General features: G+C 75.7%; 2 protein-coding genes. One reads left to right on the top strand and one right to left on the bottom strand.

Annotated features, from left to right (window positions below; translation table 11 throughout):
* Positions 1–608 (bottom strand): TetR family transcriptional regulator (locus ACJA3G_RS36540; protein ID WP_406557319.1); only part of this gene is annotated, 608 nt, incomplete at its 3' end.
* Between the two features lie 108 nt (positions 609–716).
* On the opposite strand from ACJA3G_RS36540, the gene ACJA3G_RS36535 reads away from it, so the two are divergent.
* Positions 717–1,632, top strand: a 916-nt coding sequence (locus ACJA3G_RS36535) for a zinc-binding dehydrogenase (protein ID WP_406557318.1), incomplete at its 3' end; no start/stop codon positions are given.

The following is a 1,632-nucleotide window of genomic DNA, read 5'->3' as shown; positions in this document are numbered from 1 at the left end:
CAGGCGTACCGCTCCAACCCCTCCCTGAGCTGCGCGAACGCCTCCTCCGCCGTCGCCACCGCGTCCCCGTACACCTCCTCGGCGCTCTCTCCGGCCTGGATGCGGCGCCAGTTCTCGTCGGCGAGGATCCGCTGGACGGCGATGATCTGACCGGCCGCGAGGCGCGCCCCGATGTCCGTGCCCAGGGCCGCCGCGAGGGCGCCCTCGGCCCGGCTCTGGTAGGCGAACAGCCGCGCCACCAGGCTGGGCGTGCCGTAGAGGAGCCCGTGGTAGGCGCGCACCCGGGGGTCGTCGTTCAGCCCGGTCACCGGGTCGCGGTCGTCGAGCCCCGCCAGGAAGTGGCGGCGCAGGGCGGGCAGCGGCGCGAGCCCCTCCGTACGCCCCTGGGCGACCACCCGCGCGGCCTCGTCCTCGTGGTCGGAGAACCGGTGCAGGGCGAGGTCCTCCTTGGCCGGGAAGTAGCGGAAGAGGGTCGGCTTGGAGATCCCGGCGGCGGCGGCCACCTCCGCGACCGGCACGTTGTCGAAGCCCTTCTCCAGGAAGAGGGCGATCGCCACGTCCGAGACGGCCTGGTACGTCTGCTGCTTCTTCCGTTCCCGCAAACCCATGGGGTGAGCGTACGGGGAGGCGGGGCGGCCCGCGCTTGACCTCAACCGCGCTTGAGGCCGAAGACTCCGGATCAAGGAAGCGACGAACGACGGGGAGGGGTGAGCGGTATGCGCGCGGCACAGGTGAGGGAGTTCGGCGGCCCGGAGGTACTGGTTCCGGTGGAGCTGCCGGACCCGGTGGCCGGACCGGACGAGGTGGTGGTCGCGGTCGACCACGTGGACACGCTCTTCGTGCACACACAGATACGGGCGGGCGCGTTCGGCGAGTACTTCGACGTCCGGCCGCCGTACGTGCCCGGCGGCGGTGTCTCGGGCACGGTGACGGCGACCGGGGCGCGGGTCGACGCGGCGGTGTGGGCGGGGCGGCGGGTGATCGCCGCCGTGGACGCCGGCAGCTACGCCTCGCTGGCGGCCGTCCCCGCCGCCCACCTCGTCCCGGTCCCGGAGGGGCTGGGCCTGCGGGAGGCGGCGGCGCTGGTCCACGACGCGGTGACCGCGCCGGCCCTGCTGGAGCTGACGGCCCTGAAGGCGGGCGAGACGGTCCTGATCACGGGCGCGTCCGGCGGCATGGGCACGCTCCTGGTCCAGCTGGCCCGTGCGCGGGGCGCGCGGGTGGTGGCGGTGGCCCGGGGCGACGAGAAGCTGGCGCTGGTACGGGGCCTGGGCGCCCACGAGGTCGTGGACGCGGCGTCCCCCGACTGGCCGGAGCGGGCGGCCGAGGTGCTGAGCGGGACGGGCGCGGACGTGGTCCTGGACGGCGTGGGCGGCGAACTCGGCGCGGCGGCCTTCCCGTTGACGGCCGAAGGGGGCCGCTTCTCGGCCCACGGCGCCCCCACGGGCCGGGGCTTCGCGCCCATCGACCCGGACCGGGCGGCGGCCCGGTCCGTCACGGTACTCGGCATAGCGGATGTCCAGCTCACCCCCGACCGCCGCGTCACCCTGGCCACCCGCGCCCTGGAGGAGGCGGCGTCGGGCCGGCTGCGCCCGGTGATCGGGGCGGTGTACCCGCTGGAGCGGGCGGGGG

This window comes from Streptomyces sp. YS-3, from assembly GCF_045257485.1.
Lineage (GTDB): Bacteria > Actinomycetota > Actinomycetes > Streptomycetales > Streptomycetaceae > Streptomyces.
This window is presented reverse-complemented; position numbering and strand designations above follow the sequence as displayed.